14 protein-coding genes are annotated in these 14,649 nt (G+C 68.0%); 2 read left to right on the top strand and 12 right to left on the bottom strand.

Annotated elements, in window-relative coordinates; genetic code table 11:
• Window positions 1–66 precede the first annotated feature (66 nt).
• Together CA237_RS02295 and CA237_RS02290 are read left to right on the top strand one after the other, a co-directional pair.
• Window positions 67–501, top strand: coding sequence for a response regulator (locus CA237_RS02295; protein WP_066686686.1), 435 nt, complete (start codon window positions 67–69; stop codon window positions 499–501).
• A gap of 450 nt (window positions 502–951) precedes the next feature.
• On the top strand, window positions 952–2,583 hold the full coding sequence (locus CA237_RS02290) for an MFS transporter (RefSeq protein ID WP_066686687.1): 1,632 nt from the start codon (window positions 952–954) through the stop codon (window positions 2,581–2,583).
• A 190-nt stretch (window positions 2,584–2,773) separates the two neighbouring features.
• Here CA237_RS02290 and CA237_RS02285 read toward each other — a convergent pair whose 3' ends face one another.
• The 12 genes from CA237_RS02285 to CA237_RS02225 all read right to left on the bottom strand — a co-directional run bounded on the left by CA237_RS02285 (window position 2,774) and on the right by CA237_RS02225 (window position 14,600).
• Window positions 2,774–4,078: a bifunctional folylpolyglutamate synthase/dihydrofolate synthase gene (locus tag CA237_RS02285; protein WP_066686688.1), complete on the bottom strand. Its 1,305-nt coding sequence runs from the start codon at window positions 4,076–4,078 to the stop codon at window positions 2,774–2,776.
• Window positions 4,079–4,231: 153 nt separating this feature from the next.
• Window positions 4,232–5,083 (bottom strand): acetyl-CoA carboxylase, carboxyltransferase subunit beta, encoded by an 852-nt coding sequence (accD, locus tag CA237_RS02280; protein ID WP_066686690.1) that lies wholly within the window; start codon window positions 5,081–5,083, stop codon window positions 4,232–4,234.
• Complete coding sequence (gene trpA, locus CA237_RS02275) at window positions 5,080–5,886, bottom strand: tryptophan synthase subunit alpha (RefSeq protein WP_066686692.1); 807 nt, start codon at window positions 5,884–5,886, stop codon at window positions 5,080–5,082. The genes accD and trpA overlap by 4 nt, the downstream gene beginning before the upstream one ends.
• Window positions 5,883–6,116 carry a hypothetical protein gene (locus CA237_RS02270; RefSeq protein WP_066686710.1) on the bottom strand — a complete coding sequence of 78 codons (234 nt, stop codon included), beginning with the start codon at window positions 6,114–6,116 and terminating at the stop codon, window positions 5,883–5,885. Before CA237_RS02270 ends, trpA begins: the two co-directional genes overlap by 4 nt.
• Window positions 6,116–7,345 (bottom strand): tryptophan synthase subunit beta, encoded by a 1,230-nt coding sequence (gene trpB, locus CA237_RS02265; RefSeq protein WP_066686713.1) that lies wholly within the window; start codon window positions 7,343–7,345, stop codon window positions 6,116–6,118. The genes CA237_RS02270 and trpB overlap by 1 nt, the downstream gene beginning before the upstream one ends.
• A 41-nt stretch (window positions 7,346–7,386) precedes the next feature.
• On the bottom strand, window positions 7,387–8,022 hold the full coding sequence (locus tag CA237_RS02260; protein ID WP_066686721.1) for a phosphoribosylanthranilate isomerase: 636 nt from the start codon (window positions 8,020–8,022) through the stop codon (window positions 7,387–7,389).
• Between the two features lie 281 nt (window positions 8,023–8,303).
• Entirely contained in the window at window positions 8,304–9,260 is a 957-nt protein-coding gene (locus tag CA237_RS02250) for a glycosidase (protein WP_126012617.1), read from the bottom strand.
• Complete coding sequence (locus CA237_RS02245; RefSeq protein WP_126012614.1) at window positions 9,257–10,024, bottom strand: SDR family oxidoreductase; 768 nt, start codon at window positions 10,022–10,024, stop codon at window positions 9,257–9,259. The genes CA237_RS02250 and CA237_RS02245 overlap by 4 nt, the downstream gene beginning before the upstream one ends.
• A gap of 413 nt (window positions 10,025–10,437) precedes the next feature.
• Window positions 10,438–11,115, bottom strand: coding sequence for an orotidine-5'-phosphate decarboxylase (gene pyrF / locus CA237_RS02240; protein ID WP_126012611.1), 678 nt, complete (start codon window positions 11,113–11,115; stop codon window positions 10,438–10,440).
• Window positions 11,112–11,432, bottom strand: coding sequence for a lipopolysaccharide assembly protein LapA domain-containing protein (locus CA237_RS02235; protein WP_066686727.1), 321 nt, complete (start codon window positions 11,430–11,432; stop codon window positions 11,112–11,114). Before CA237_RS02235 ends, pyrF begins: the two co-directional genes overlap by 4 nt.
• Window positions 11,433–11,610: 178 nt before the next feature.
• Window positions 11,611–13,908 carry a patatin-like protein gene (locus CA237_RS02230; RefSeq protein WP_126012608.1) on the bottom strand — a complete coding sequence of 766 codons (2,298 nt, stop codon included), beginning with the start codon at window positions 13,906–13,908 and terminating at the stop codon, window positions 11,611–11,613.
• The gene (locus tag CA237_RS02225) at window positions 13,905–14,600 is read right to left on the bottom strand and encodes an endonuclease/exonuclease/phosphatase family protein (RefSeq protein ID WP_126012605.1); all 696 of its coding nucleotides are present in this window, start codon (window positions 14,598–14,600) and stop codon (window positions 13,905–13,907) included. Before CA237_RS02225 ends, CA237_RS02230 begins: the two co-directional genes overlap by 4 nt.
• Window positions 14,601–14,649 lie beyond the last annotated feature (49 nt).

The raw sequence follows: 14,649 nt of genomic DNA, 5'->3' as shown, positions 1-14,649 counted from the left end.
CGTCGCCTTCGCGAGTTTGTGGCTTCGTATAAGCTGGTTGCATCCCGGTGGAAAGCGAGAGGGGATATGTTGTTCGGGCGCAAGAAGCGGCACATCAACCGGATCCTGGTCGTCGAGGACGAACCCCTGGTCGCGTTCGACACCGAACATTTCCTGGGGGCGTCGGGCTTCGACATCCGCGCGACCGTCGACACCGTGGCCGGTGCCTGTGCCGCGATCGAGGGGGATGACGGGCTCGACCTCGTGTTGGTCGACATCAACCTGTCGGACGGCAGCGGGCTGGACGTCGCGCGCGTGGCGCATGGACGCGGCGTGCCGGTGCTGCTGGTGACCGGCAGCTGCCCGCAGGGCGCCCAGGATTTCGCGGCGGGCTGTCTCAGCAAGCCCTATCCGCAAAAGGACCTGATCAGCGCCATCGACGCGATCGACGCGGTGGTGGCCGGCGCCAAGCTGCCCAGGCGGTTGCCGAGTGGGTTCAACCTGTTCCAGACGGCAGCATAACCGTATCTAGGATCCGCTTGGTTCGAGCAGCTTCGAGCCTGTCGAGAAGCGTCCGTCGAGAACGCTGCCCGCGGTTTAGGAAGTTCGTTTCACGCGAAGGCGCGGAGACGCGAAGAAGATAGTTTTCGCGCAGAGGCGCAGAGGCGCGGAGATGATGCGCATGCCGCCATGGCGCCCCCCTCTTTCTGCCGATTCGGACGGCTTCGCCGTAAGAACGGCGCCGGCGTGAATCGCAGTCTCTCTGCGTTCTCTGCGCCTCTGCGCGAACCACTTTTCCTTCTTCTCCGCGTCTCCGCGCCTCCGCGTGAAACCGAATCTTCTTACAACGCTCCGTTCTCGAAAGACTCGAAGCCGCCCGAACCAAAGGGATAAGGCATGCGAAGGCGGCTGGCCCACCTTGCCGCCACCCCCAACCCCTTCTACGGTCGCGCCCCTTCCGGGAGGATTTGAATGACCGAAGCCGCGCCCAAGGGGCTGGCGCTGATCCGCATGGGGCTGAACAACCCCAAGACCGGGGCGATGTTCGCCTTCGGCCTTGCCGCCGGGCTGCCCTTCACCCTGCTGCTCGGCACGCTGAACGCCTGGCTGGGCGAGGCGAAGATCAACCTTGCGACCATCGGCCTGTTGTCGTGGATCGGTCTGCTTTACGCGTTCAAGTTCCTGTGGTCGCCGCTGGTCGACCGGTTGCGCCTGCCGCTGCTGGAGCGCTTCGGGCGGCGGCGGTCGTGGCTGCTGCTGTGCCAGGGGGTGCTGGCCGCGACCTTCCTGTTGCTCGCGATCAGCGACCCGGCGCGCGCGATCGGCTGGTTCGCGCTCATCGCCGTCATCGGTGCCTTCGCCGCGGCGACGCAGGACGTGGTAATCGACGCATGGCGCATCGACGTCGCCGACGAACGCGCGACCCTGGGCATCCTGTCGTCCATCTATCAGCTCGGCTACCGGCTCGCGACGCTGATCGGTGGCGCGCTCGCGCTGGTGCTGGCGGCGCGGATCGGTTGGCAGACGGTCTATGCCGCGATGGGCGTCCTGATGCTCGTGCTGCTGCTCGTCACCTTGCTCGCCCCCGATACGCCGCGGCCGGCGGTGCAACAGGAGGCCGTAGCCGTCACCGGCCCCAGCGCGCGCGACAAGCGTACCGGCCTGATCATCGTCGGCCTGTGCTGGGGCTGGGCGATCGTCACCATCGGTGCGTTCATGGCGCGGGTGCTCGCGACGCCCGCCGGCCAGACTCCGCCCAGCGTCGGCGACTTCACCCGGCTGACCGGCTTCTGGATCGTCATCGCGACCGTCATGATACCCGCGCTGGTCGCCGCGTGGCTCAACCGCCGCGCGCTCAACGCCCAATATTTCGGCTGGGAGCAAGAGGGCGCGGCGCCTGCCAGCGGCTTCGTCGAACATGGCTATCGCGCGCTGATCCTGCCAATGGCCGAGCTGGTCGGGCGGCTGGGCTTCGGCGTGGTGATCGTGCTCGGCCTGATCCTCAGCTACCGGCTGTGCGATTCGATCTGGGGGCCGTTCGCCTATCCCTTCTATCTGGAGGAGCTGAAATACACGAACGACGAGGTCGCCTTCGCCTCCAAGATCTTCGGCGTGGGCATGACCATCCTCGGCGTGTCGCTGGGCGGTATCTCGTTCGCGATGCTCGGGCGGATGCCGACGCTGTTGATCGGCGCGATCGTCGCGGCGGCCAGCAACCTGCTCTATGCCGATCTGGCCGCAGGTGCGCCGGTGATCGATGCGGTGGCGGGGACGCTCGGCCTGCATGGGCTGGGCGCCGATGCGCGGATGGTTCGGCTGATGGTGGCGATTTCGGGCGAGAATATCGCGGGCGGTTTGGCCGGGGCGGCATTCGTCGCCTATCTCTCCTCGATCGCCAGCAAGGAACATAGCGCGGTCCAATATGCGCTGCTGTCGTCGCTGACGCTGCTGGTCGGCTCGCTCGGCCGCGCGGGGCTGGGCGAAGCGGTCGAGCAGATGGGCTATGCCCCGGTGTTCCGCTTCACCGCCGCACTGGGTCTGGTCGCGGTGGTGTTCGTGCTGCTCGAATGGGTGCGGTGGAAGCGGGAGCTTCGTAAGGGTTGATTCACGCGGAGGCGCGGAGGCGCAGAGAAGTTGTACCTACCGCGACAGCGGCTCTCGATCTTGGAGCGCAGGTAAGAGCAGGCTTCGCCGACTCGATAACACCCGCCAGCTTCGAAACCTCTCTGCGCCTTCGCGCCTCCGCGCGAAAACTAATCTTCTTCGTGCCTCCGCGCCTTCGCGTGAACAAAAACTAAACCGGCACCTCGTCATTCGCCGCCAGCACCGTACCCGCCAGATACAGCGACCCAGCGATCAGCACTGCCTCCGGCTCCGATCGCGCCAGCAGGTCCAGTGCCGCCGCCGGATCGGTCGCGACATCGGCGGTCAGCCCCAGTCCCCGCGCAACCTTTGCCAGATCGGCCGGCGCGTGATGCGCATGGCCCGGCACCGGCACCGCGACGACATGGTCGACCACCTCGGCCAGATGCCGCAGCACCGCACCGGCATCCTTGTTGGTGAGCATCCCCAGCACCAGCGCCGAGCGTTCGCCCCGCGCGATCCCCGGCCAGACCCGCGCGACCTCGATCGCCGCAGACTCGTTATGTGCGCCGTCCAGCCACACGCCATGGCGCGGATCGACCCGCCCGGTCAGCGGCCCGCCCGGCCGCAGCCGCTGCATCCGCGCCGGCCAGTGCGCCGCGCGCCCACCGGCAACGATCGCCGCATCGGGCACGTGCACCGCCGACTGATGCCGCAGCATCGCCGTTGCCAGCGCCAGATTGTCACGCTGGTGCCGCCCTGCCAGCGCCGGTTCGGGCAGATCGAGGCCACCGGCCGCATCGCGATACCGCCCGCCCTCGACGTCCCATCCATCGCCCCGCGCGACCAGCACGCCCCCGGCCACCGCAACCGTCTCAGCCACCCGCGCCGCGATCTCGGGTGGATAGGCAAGCGTCACGATCGGCACGCCCGGCTTGGCGATCCCGGCTTTCTCGCCGGCGATCCCGACCAGCGACGACCCGAGGAACGCCTCATGATCGATCCCCAATGCGGCGATTCCGCAGGCGGCCGGGGCAGGGAGGACGTTGGTCGCGTCCAGCCGTCCGCCTAAGCCCACCTCGATCACGCACGCGTCGGCCGGCGTCCGCGCGAACGCAACGAACGCGGCGGCGGTGGTGATCTCGAAAAAGCTGGCTCCGATCCCCTCGGCCACGTCCAGCACTTCGCGCAAGAGGTCGGCCAATGCCGTATCGTCGATCAGCGTGCCTGCCAGCCGGATGCGTTCGTTGAACCGCACCAGATGCGGGCTGGCATAGACATGGACCCTGAGCCCCGCCGCCTCCAGCGCCGCGCGCAGATAGGCGCAGGTCGATCCCTTGCCATTGGTGCCGGCGACATGGAACACCGGCGGCAGCCGCATATGCGGGTCGCCCAGCCGGCCCAGCAGCCGAGTGATCCGGTCGAGGCCGAGAATGTCGGCCCCCGGCGACAGGGTGACCAGCCGGTCGAACTGCGCTTGTACGGCGGGGTCGGCAGATATCGCGAAATCGGGCATCTCAAAATCCTCCCCGCTACGCGGGGAGGGGGACCATGCGAAGCATGGTGGAGGGGGCTGGCCATCTCCACAACGGTTGCGTTTCGCCGCGATCCCCCTCCACCACCGCTATGCGGCGGTCCCCCTCCCCGCGGAGCGGGGAGGAACTGGCTGTCAGGCCGCTTCCTTGCGCCCCAGAAACTCGATCAGCTGCGCCAGCTCGCCCGGCAGATCGCGGCGATGCGTCACGCGGTCGATCAGGCCATGGTCGCGATAATATTCCGACGTCTGGAAATCGTCGGGCAGCTTCTCGCGGATCGTGCTCTCGATCACGCGTCGTCCGGTGAACGCCAGCGTCGCCTTCGGCTCGGCGATCTGCACGTCGCCCAGCATCGCATAGGCTGCCATGACCCCGCCCGAGGTCGGATCGGTCAGTACGACCAGATAGGGCAGGCCGGCATCGTGCAGCATCTCGATCGCAACGGTCGTACGCGGCATCTGCATCAGGCTGAGGATACCCTCCTGCATCCGCGCCCCGCCGCTGGCGGTGAAGACGATATAGGGCACGCCGCGCGCGATCGCCGCCTCCACGCCCGCAATGAACGCCTCGCCGACATACTGACCCATCGACCCGCCCATGAACGCGAAATTCTGCACGCCGATCACGCAGCCCTTGCCCTGGATCGTGCCATAGGCGTTGCGATACGCGTCCTGCTCGCCGGTATCGGTCCGCGCGGTCTTCAGCCGGTCGACATAGCGCTTGCTGTCGCGGAACTTCAGCGGGTCCTCGGCGACCTTCGGGTTCGGCAGGATCTCGACGCTGCCGGCATCGAACAGCTGTTCGAACCGCTCCTTCGGCCCTATGCGGCCGTGATGGTCGCATTTCGGGCAGACGTGCAGATTTTCTTCCCATTCCTTGGTGAAGATCATCTGCCCGCATCCCTTGCACTTGTGCCAGAGATGGTCGGGCGTTTCCTTGCGCGCGACGAAGGGGAGGGCGTTACGGACGCGGTTGAGCCAGCTCATGCGGGTTCCCTGCTCGCGGCGGCAACGGCCGAGGCGAGGCTTTCGATATAGGTGCGGACGGGTTCGGCGGCTTGCGTGCCATGCTCGGCGACGATCTCGACGATTGCCGATCCCACGACGACGCCGTCGGCCACGCGGGCGATATTGGCGGCCTGTTCGGGCGTACGCACGCCGAACCCGACCGCGATCGGCAGGTCGGTCGCGGCCTTCAACCGGGCGACCGCCTCGTCGATCGACGTCTGCACCGCCTGCTGCTTGCCGGTGATCCCGGCGACCGAGACATAATAGAGGAAGCCGCCGGCCCCCTCCAGCACTGCCGGCAGGCGCGCGGCATCGGTGGTCGGGGTCGCCAGCCGGATCGGCGCGATGCCATGCGCGCGCAGCGTCGTGCCGAGGCTGTCATCCTCCTCGGGCGGAATATCGACGCAGATCACCCCGTCGACCCCGGCCGCGACGCACCCTTGCGCAAACCACTCGGCGCCGCGCCGCACCATCGGATTGGCATAGCCCATCAGCACCAAAGGTACGTCGGGATGGCGCTCGCGGAAACCCGTGGCGATCCGCAGCACATCGGCGGTGCGCGTGCCGGCGTTCAGGCTGCGGATATTGGCCGACTGGATCGCCGGGCCATCGGCCATCGGATCGGTGAACGGCATGCCGAGTTCGATCACGTCCGCGCCACCGGCTACGAGCGCGTCGAGAATGGCGGGCGTCGCGTCGGGCGTCGGGTCACCGGCGGTGACGAAACAGACGAGCGCCGGACGGCCTTTTGCAAAGGCAGCGACAAGACGAGAGGAGGTCATTGGGAATATTCGAGGTTTTGTTTCGGCCACTTCTCATCAAACCATTTGAACCATGGACGGGCTAGCAATGCGGTGATGCCGCCGGTTGCTGGCGCGAGATATCGCGGAAGCCCGATCAAGGGTAGGCCCCAGTCCGCTATGAAAAATAGCAGCGTGAACAGCGCGAACGATGCCGCAAAAAGCGCGATCTTGATGGAACGTCGTTTGAGGCTGCCTGGCGATGATTTCATTAAATCGCCACCCCCAGCGCCGACGCCACGGTGAAGATATCCTTGTCCCCCCGCCCGCACAGGTTCGCCAGGATGATTTGGTCGCCGCGCATGGACTTCGCCCGCCGCGCCACCGCCGCAATCGCATGCGCCGGTTCCAGCGCGGGGATGATCCCCTCGGTCCGGCACAGCAGCTGGAACGCATCCAGCGCCTCCTTGTCGGTCGCGCTGTCATATTCGACCCGCCCGATATCGCGCAGCCAGGCATGTTCCGGCCCGATGCCCGGATAATCGAGGCCGGCCGAGATCGAATGCCCCTCGGCGATCTGCCCGTCCTCGTCCTGCAGCAGATAGGTCTTGTTGCCGTGCAGGATGCCCGGGAACCCACCGGCCAGCGATGCGGCATGGTCCTTGTCCAGCCCATGCCCCGCCGCCTCGACGCCCAGCATCGCCACATCGGCATCGTCGAGGAACGGGTGGAACAGCCCGATCGCGTTCGACCCGCCGCCGATCGCCGCGACCAGCAGGTCGGGCAGGCGTCCGGTCCGCTCCAGCATCTGCGCCCGCGCTTCGCGGCCGATGATGCTCTGGAAATCGCGCACCAGCTCCGGATAGGGATGCGGACCGGCGGCGGTGCCGATGATGTAGAAGGTGTCGTGGACGTTCGCGACCCAGTCGCGCAAGCCTTCGTTCATCGCATCCGACAGCGTCGCCGCACCCGACGTTACCGGACGGACTTCCGCCCCCAGCAGCTTCATGCGGAACACATTGGGCTGCTGTCGCTCGACGTCCTTGGCACCCATATAGATGACGCAGGGCAGGCCGAAGCGCGCGCAGACGGCGGCGGTCGCCACGCCATGCTGGCCCGCACCCGTCTCGGCGATGATCCGCGTCTTGCCCATCCGGATCGCGAGCAGGATCTGCCCGATGCAGTTGTTGATCTTGTGCGCGCCGGTATGGTTCAGCTCGTCGCGCTTGAACCACACCTGCGCGCCCATGCCCGGCTCCGCGCCGCTACGCAGCGTCTCCGACAGCCGCTCGGCATGATAGAGCGGGCTGGGACGACCGACATAATGGGTCATCAGATCGTCGAACTGCGCCGCGAATGCCGGGTCGGCCTTCGCCGCCTTGTACTCGCGGTCGAGGTCGAGGATCAGCGGCATCAGCGTTTCCGCGACATAGCGGCCGCCGAAATCGCCGAAATGCCCACGCTCGTCAGGCTGGGCGCGATAGCTGTTGGGGGCGTTCATGGCGACGCTCGTTACGCCGCACGCGCGCCCATGTCTATCGATCAGGCACCGCGCACCGCTGTACAAAAGGCCAGGATGCGCGCGGCATCCTTCACGCCCGGCGCGCTCTCGACCCCCGACGACACATCGACCAGCGGCGCGCGCGTGACCCGGATCGCTTCCGCGACATTCCCCGCATCCAGCCCGCCCGACAGCGCCCAGGGGAGCGGATGGCGAAACCCGTCGAGCAGCCCCCAGTCGAACCGCAGCCCCATGCCCCCCGGCAACGCCGCGCCCGGCGGGGTCTTGGCATCGTAGAGCACCCGGTCCGCCGCACCGCTCAGCGCCCGCGCGCCGTCCAGATCGGCCCGTGTCTTGACCGCCACCGCGCCCCATGTCTCGCGCCCGGTCCGCGCGCGGATCGCTGCGATCCGCTCCGGCGCGGTCTTGTGCAGCTGGATCACGTTCAGCCGCGCCGCCGCCATCGCCGCATCGATCAGCGCGTCGTCGGGATCGACGAACACCCCGACCTTGGCGCGCCCGTTCGGCACCGCCTGCGCCAAGCCATTCGCCACATCGAAGCCGACATTGCGGGGGGAGGGCGGGAAGAACACGAACCCGACATGACTCGCTCCCGCCGCCAGCGCGGCGGACAGGGTGTCGGGGGTCGAGAGGCCGCAGATCTTGATGAGCGTCATGGGGCGGGGCTTAGAGGGTTGCGCCAGCAAAGAGAACCATTCGTCATTCCCGCGAAGGCGGGAATCCATACACGCCAACGTCTCGGCTCCATGCGCAGCGTCAGCGTCTATGGACTCCCGCCTGCGCGGGAGTGACGGTCCGAGGTTGTGGAGTGCAACCCCCAACCCAAACCGTCACCCCGGCCTTGATCCGGGGTCCCGCTTCTTCCTTCTTGCTGCCCTCGGAAGAAGAAAAAGCGGGACCCCGGATCAAGGCCGGGGTGACGAAGGATGTGCCACCCTCAACTCCGCCGGATCAACGCCCGCGCCAGCCGCCGGTCCTCCAGCGAATAATACAGCCAGATCGCCCACTCGACGACCACCACCGATGCCGCGAACGCGATATCCGTAGCACTCCGGTCGTCGACCGGCGGCGGGGTCACCAATGGCTGGATGCCGCGCGCCACGACGCGGGTGTAATCGGCATCGAACGCCACCCACCCGATCCGCCAGCGCGCATCGCGGGTCGCCCCGTTATAGAACATCACCGGCGTCGACGGAACGTCGGTCAGCAGCGGCCCGGTCGACAGGTGCCAGTCGTCCCAGCTGTCGGTGCGCGGGGTGAACGGTGTCGGCTGCTCGTCCCACGGTCCCGCCACATCCGGCCCGATGGCCAGCCCGACGCGCGACGCCTCGTCGGCGGCATATTCGTAGAATAGCCGCCATCCGCCATCGGCGGTCCGATCGACCGTCGCCTCCTTCGTATTCCCCTCCGACTTGGACGACGCCAGCGCGACCCCGCTCTTGGTCAGCGCATCCAGCGACGGCCCGGCGGCATAGGACAATTCGCCATGCGAATGATCCGACAGCACGCCCGAATAATAGACGACATAGCCGCTATCGGTCCGCACCACCGTCGGGTCCTCGACCCCGCCCGCATCATGGTCGCCCGGACCCGGCACGATCGACGGTCGGTCGAGCATTTGGAAATGCCGCCCGTCCTCGCTCCATCCGGACCAGATGACGCCGGTATCGGTCAGTTCCTGCCCCTGCGGCACCACCGCGCGCACCATCATCGCATAGCGCCCGTCTGGCTCGCGCCAGACATAGGGGCTCATCAGGTCGCGGGCCATCAGTTCGGGCGGCCCTGCGATCGTGACGTCCTCGATGGCCTTCACGTTGAAATCCAGCGCAATCGGGCTGTCGGCCACCGCATCCTTGCGATGCGGATCGGCGACCGGGGAATCGGACGCGATCATGCGCCCAGCGCCTGCATCAGCGACAGCCCACCATCGATCACGATCCGCGCGCCGGTGATGTAGCGTGCCTTGTCGGAGGCCAGGAACACCGCCAGATCGGCGACCTCGCTCGCCTCGCCCGCACGCCCCAGCGGAATATTGCGCTCCAGCGTCGCGCGATAGGTCGCATCCGCGCTCGCCCGGGCATTCATCGGGGTCAGGATCATGCCGGGTTCGATCGCATTCACCCGGATGCGGCGCGGCGCCTCCTCGATCGCCAGCGTCTCGACCAGGTTCGACAGCCCGCCCTTGGCCGCGCAATAATCCGCGCCGCCCGCGCGCACCGCATAGGCATGGATCGACGAGATATGCAGGATCGCCGCATCACCCGGCTCGGTCCCGCGCCCGGTCAGGAACCGCCGCGACGTCAGGAACGCGCCGGTCAGGTCGGTATCGATCAGCCGCCGCCATTGGTCCAGCGTCATGTCGCGCACCGTCACGCCCGACATGTTCAGCCCGGCCGAATTGACCAGCACGCTCGCCGGACCCCAGGGCCGCTCGACCGCGCCGAACGCCGCGTCGACCGACGCCTCGTCCGCAACATCGGCCTGCACCGTCATCGCCTCGCCCCCGGCGCGGCGCACCGCATCGGCACTGGCATCGGCCGCCTTGCTGTCCGCATGATAGCCGATCGCGACCCGGTCGCCCAACGCCCCGAACGCCGCCGCGCACGCCGCACCGATGCCCGATTCCCCGCCGGTCACGAAGATTGTCCGCCTGTCCATCATCCCTCCGCACATGCTCATGGCGGCAACGTCGGGCCGCCGCGTTGGTTCAGGGGCGGAACGGCTTTCCTACATGGCGATGATCAGCCAGGGTAGGCGAGGATCGCCGCGTTTGCGTCGGCGGCCGGGTCTTTCGCATGGTTGGAATGGGGACGGTGCAGAACGCGCGCGAAACCGTGGCGAGTGTGAACTTAGTGAACTTTGAAACTAGGGTATGGCGCTTTGTCTAGCAAAAACAACAGCCTGGCCCGTCACTCCGGGCTTGACCCGGGGTCCCGCTTCTTCTTCTTTGGAAGGAAGCAGAGGCCCCGCCGCGGGCAAAGCCCGCGTCGTCGGACGGCGCTTTTCGCGCCGCCGGCCGGACGCGCCTCGTGCGGCTCGGTCGAGCGTCGCTCGACCTCACCCGGCGCGTCCTATAGCGTCCCCTCGATCGCCCGTGCGGCCTGATCCGGGTCCTCCGCCTGCGTGATCGGCCGCCCGATCACCAGTACCGACGCCCCGGCGTCCAGCGCGGCGCGCGGCGTCACCACCCGCTTCTGGTCGCCGACCGGTCCGTCCGCCGGCCGCACGCCCGGCACTACGAAAAAACCCTGCGGCCACGCCTTCTTGGCCGCCGCGACCTCGGCCCCCGAACACACCACCCCGTCGATCCCGGCGCTCCTGGCCAGTTCGGTCAGCCGCACCACCTGTTCATGCGGGTCGGGCGACAGGCCGATCGACGACAGGTCGTGCGCGTCGAGGCTGGTCAGCATCGTCACCGCGACGACCTTGGTCCCGACCGGCGCAGCGGCCTTCGCATCCTCCAGCATCGCCCGCCCGCCCGAGGCATGGACGGTCAGGATCGCCGGATCGAGCGGCCCCAGCGCCTGGATCGCCTTGGCGACGGTATTGGGAATGTCGTGGAATTTCAGGTCGAGGAAGATCGGCAGGCCAAGTTCCGCCATCGTCCGCACGCCCGCGCGGCCATTGGCCATGAAGAATTCGAGGCCCAGCTTCAGCCCGCCGACATGGCCGCGCACCTTGTTCGCCAGCGCCTTGGCACGGTCGAGATCGGGGGTGTCGAGGGCGACATAGATCGGCGAACGGCTCACGATACGGCTCCCGGCGTGACCTGCGAAGGGATGGGGGCGGGGTCGGCGGGCACCGACACCGCCTCGACGCGGTGCAGGTCGGCCAGCGTCCGGTCGGTCGCCGCGATCCGCTGCCGCAACCGCCAGCGCGTCAGGTGCAGCGCGACGAAGGTCGGCAGGAACCCTGCCAGGAACGTGACCAGCAGCAGCAGCGGCAGGTTCACATCGGCATACAGCGTGCCCCACAGCTTCAGCGGCACCATCGTCATATTGTTGAGCGCGAAGGCGACCATCACCCCGACCAGCAAGGCCCAGAAGAGGGTTTTCAGGAACTGCATGCGGGGGGCGCCTTCGTCGTTATGCTCGCTAGAGGTCCATCCTTACGCCGGTCATGCGCGAAATTCCAATAGGCGCAGGACCGCTCCACGATCTCCAACCGTCACCCCGGACTTGATCCGGGATCCCGCTTCTTTCCGACCGCTGCCCGACGCGGCACGCCGGGGCAGGGAAAGGCCGCTACCCGATCTCCCCCCGCAACTCGTCGAACAGCGGCTGGATCGTCGTCAGCCGCGGCTGCTCCTCGTCGAGGATCGCGAGGAACGCCGCGCGCTTGTGCCGGGTGATCCACCCCGGCGGCAGGCGGACTTCGGCGGGCAGGGTCGACAGCGCGATATCGATCATCCGCTCCGCCCCGTGCAGCCGCCCCCACAGATAGTCGTTCTCGCGATAGGGCCGGCTGAAGAACGCCCCGAAATTGTTGAAGCGGATGCCCTTCAACGTCGCCTCCGCGCCGCCCGCCCGGATCGACGGCGCATCGTCGGGCGCGATCCGGTCGACCCGCACCGGATCGAACTCGTCCAGCCCTTCGCCGCCCAGGAGCGGCAGCGTCGCGATGTCGAAGAACGGGAAGCCCAGATAGGCGAGCAGCACCGGCCGGCGAATGTCGCGCGGCGCGGCGGAGAGGGCCGCCGACAGCAGTTCCTCGGCCTGCGCGTCGAGCGTGGCAAGGTCCATCGCCGTCGCCATCGCCGCCAGCAGATCGGCCGGATCGACCCGCTTGTCGGCAGCCAGCGGCCGGACGGCGTCGAAATGATCGGCATGTTCGCAGGCGAGGTAGGGCGTCAAACTGGCGAAGATCGCCTCGCGCACCGGCGCCAGCGCCGCCGCATCCTGATCCGGCTCCATCGCCGACACCGTGCGGACCAGCAGCCGCAACCGCCGGATGCGAAAGGCGAGATCATGGGCACGCAGGAAGTCGATCGTCGCCGCCGACGCACCATCGCCGTCGAACCGGTCCGCCTCCCGCTCCACGACGATGCGGTGAAACGCCTCGCGCAACCGCCGCCGCCGGTCGGGGGAGGGATCGTCGGCCAGCGTCACGACCCGGTCGGCCAGCCGGTCGAGCACCTGATCGACCTTCAGCAGCCCATAGGCCGCATGGCCATAGCCGGCGCGCTTCGCCGCCTGCACCTGCGCCCGCTGCCGCCACCCGGCGAGGCGCGAGGGGGTGGGCCAGTCGAGGAACAAGGTATAGCCGAACAGCTGCTCGACCTCCGCCTCGACGCCCGCGCGCAGCTTCTCGACGATCGCCAGCATCCGCTCGATCCGCTCCGACCGGCGCTGGATCGCGTCCAGATTGTCGCGGATCGGTTGCTTGCGCGGCAGTTCGGACAGCGCGCCGAGGATCGTCTGGAAAAAGGTCGGCGGCCCCTTGGATTCGGTGCCGAAGCCGAATTTGTGGTTGGGCGCGGGGTCGAGATAGACGAAGCGCCGGTCGACCTGCCGCCGCGCCGGGCGTTCGCGAAGGGCGTCGATCGCCGGGCGGAACGGGGCGTTGGCGAGCACCGATCCGTCGATCAGCGCCGCCTGTTCGACCATGTTCACCGCCGATTGCCGTGGCAGCACCCGGCGCAGGAACGCCTCGCGTCCCGGCCACGCGGTCCCCCGATCCGCCAGCGCGGCATCCAGTTCGCCCACCCGGAACGGCGGAAACGCGCCCGGGAAGCTCGATGTCGCCCGCGCCGCGAACACCAGCTCGGCCGGATCGGCCAGCGGCCCGTCGCCATGGTCGGAAAAGCCGATGACGATGCGATGCTCGGTCTCGACCACTTCCCTCGGCGAATTGAGCCGCAGCAGTTCGGGATGGCCGGCAAAGTCGGTGACGGTGACGAACAGGTCGAGCGGCTGGCCCGGCGGCAGCAGGCGCGGGCCGACCGGCCCCGCCGCCATCGCCTCGAACGCGTTCAGCAGCATGTCAACCATCGCGCGCCCGCCGAAGGGCGGTTCGAACCACCGGGCGCGGACGAACCGGTCGAGCTTGGCGCGCAGTTCGTCGCGCGCGGCGATGTCGACGCTCGACACATCCTCGCCCTCGCGGCCCAGCGCCATCCACGCGATCGGCCGGGCCCAGGGGCGCGACAGCGCGCTGGCCGGCGCCTGAGCCGGGTCGATCAGCGCCTCGATATCCGCGCCCTCCAGCCACAATTCGGTCAGCGGATCGAGCGACTGGCCGGTCGCGACCGCATGGGCCAGGAACACCCCGTTGATCCCGCCCGCGCTGGCGCCGGCGACGATATCGACCAGCACCCGCAGCCGGATGCCGCTGAGTGTCGCCAGTTCATGCAGCATCGTCTGATAGACGCCGGCGCTGCCGCTGAGCGGCTCGCTCTCGTCCTGCATCGCCCGGCTGGCGCGGGCGATATGCCACACTTCCTTGACCAGCCCGTGCATATACACCGCCAGGCTGATCCCCCCGTAACAGACCAGCGCCAGCCGCAGCTCCCGGTCGCGCAGCGGGGGCGGGGCGTCGTTCATGCCGGCTTGATCGTCGCCCAGATCGGCAGATGATCCGACGCCTTGCGCGCCGCCGCACTGTGATGGGTGCCGGACTCCACGACGCGCAACTCGCTCGACACCATGATCCGGTCGAGCCGCCCGACCGGGTGCTTCGCATGGAAGCTCGGACCGGTTTCGGCGAAGCGATGATTGCGCCCGAAATCGCGCAGGCATCCCGATTGCGGCGTCCATTCGTTCAGGTCGCCCATCAACACGCTCGGCAGCGCCGGTTCGCAGCCATCGACCTCGTGCAGGATCGCCGACGCCTGTTTGCGCCGCCACAACCCCGACAGGTCGAGATGCATGCCCACCACCCGCAATGTCATGCCGTTCAGCGTCACATCCGCCCGCACCGCACCGCGCGGCTCCAGCGCCGGTATCTCGATCCGGCGGGGCGCGCTGACCGTCGCGTCCTTGCGCACCAGCAGCGCGTTGCCGTGCCATCCCATCGACTGCGCCCGGATCGCGATCGGCACCGCCTTCCACGGGCTGTGCTCGTCCAGCATGTGCAGCGGGATCACCCCGGCGCGCTCGCCCAGTCGGCGGTCGCATTCCTGCAGCGCGATGATGTCGGCATCGACCTCGCGCAGCACTTCCAGCGTGCGTTCGGGCATGCGGCGGCGATCGGTCCCGATCGCCTTGCGCATGTTATAGCTGGCTACCTTTATCATCGTTCATCGCTCAACGTCGCGATGCCCGGTTTCGTTTCGCTGGCGTGAT

Origin of the sequence: Sphingomonas sp. ABOLH (assembly GCF_003951715.1) — a bacterium.
Lineage (GTDB): Bacteria > Pseudomonadota > Alphaproteobacteria > Sphingomonadales > Sphingomonadaceae > Sphingomonas > Sphingomonas hankookensis_A.
Note: the sequence above shows the minus strand (reverse complement) of the source record. Positions and strands in the feature narration are given on the sequence as shown.

Excerpts from the sequence above, each read along its gene's own strand:
- CA237_RS02290 (WP_066686687.1), top strand. The coding sequence starts at position 952 with ATGACCGAAGCCGCGCCCAAGGGGCTGGCGCTGATCCGCATGGGGCTG.
- CA237_RS02250 (WP_126012617.1), bottom strand. The coding sequence starts at position 9,260 with ATGATCGCGTCCGATTCCCCGGTCGCCGATCCGCATCGCAAGGATGCG.
- accD (WP_066686690.1), bottom strand. The coding sequence starts at position 5,083 with ATGAGCTGGCTCAACCGCGTCCGTAACGCCCTCCCCTTCGTCGCGCGC.
- CA237_RS02235 (WP_066686727.1), bottom strand. The coding sequence starts at position 11,432 with ATGCAGTTCCTGAAAACCCTCTTCTGGGCCTTGCTGGTCGGGGTGATG.
- trpB (WP_066686713.1), bottom strand. The coding sequence starts at position 7,345 with ATGAACGCCCCCAACAGCTATCGCGCCCAGCCTGACGAGCGTGGGCAT.
- CA237_RS02270 (WP_066686710.1), bottom strand. The coding sequence starts at position 6,116 with ATGAAATCATCGCCAGGCAGCCTCAAACGACGTTCCATCAAGATCGCG.
- CA237_RS02245 (WP_126012614.1), bottom strand. The coding sequence starts at position 10,024 with ATGGACAGGCGGACAATCTTCGTGACCGGCGGGGAATCGGGCATCGGT.
- CA237_RS02225 (WP_126012605.1), bottom strand. The coding sequence starts at position 14,600 with ATGATAAAGGTAGCCAGCTATAACATGCGCAAGGCGATCGGGACCGAT.
- CA237_RS02295 (WP_066686686.1), top strand. The coding sequence starts at position 67 with ATGTTGTTCGGGCGCAAGAAGCGGCACATCAACCGGATCCTGGTCGTC.
- CA237_RS02230 (WP_126012608.1), bottom strand. The coding sequence starts at position 13,908 with ATGAACGACGCCCCGCCCCCGCTGCGCGACCGGGAGCTGCGGCTGGCG.
- CA237_RS02260 (WP_066686721.1), bottom strand. The coding sequence starts at position 8,022 with ATGACGCTCATCAAGATCTGCGGCCTCTCGACCCCCGACACCCTGTCC.
- CA237_RS02285 (WP_066686688.1), bottom strand. The coding sequence starts at position 4,078 with ATGCCCGATTTCGCGATATCTGCCGACCCCGCCGTACAAGCGCAGTTC.
- trpA (WP_066686692.1), bottom strand. The coding sequence starts at position 5,886 with ATGACCTCCTCTCGTCTTGTCGCTGCCTTTGCAAAAGGCCGTCCGGCG.